Genomic DNA, 297 nt, shown 5'->3' with positions numbered 1-297 from the left:
TTTCCTGTTCGCCAGCAAGCCAGAAGCCATTGGCCCGGTGCTGGGCATCGTGCAGCGCGTGATCGCCGGCTGGTTGGCCGATCAAGCCGGCATCGACCGCGCCAGCGCCCAGTGCGGTGTGGTGACCCTGATCCAGCGCTTCGGCAGCGCGCTGAATCTCAACATCCACTTCCACATGCTGTGGCTCGACGGCGTGTACGACGCGAACGTCGAGCCGCCGCGGCGCAAGCCGCGCCTGCGCCGCGCCCCCACCTCTGCGCAACTGACGCAGCTCGCCAACACCATCGCGCATCGCGT

At 68.0% G+C, this 297-nt stretch carries 1 protein-coding gene; it reads left to right on the top strand.

From position 1 onward, the window contains the following. A partial coding sequence (locus RRF55_RS27395; RefSeq protein ID WP_439419217.1) for a transposase occupies positions 1-297 on the top strand: 297 nt, incomplete at both ends.

The sequence above is a fragment of the Klebsiella sp. K47 genome (assembly GCF_051858335.1).
GTDB lineage: Bacteria > Pseudomonadota > Gammaproteobacteria > Enterobacterales > Enterobacteriaceae > Klebsiella > Klebsiella pneumoniae.
The sequence above is the reverse complement of the archived record's forward strand: the minus strand, read 5'-3'. Positions and strand labels throughout refer to the sequence as shown.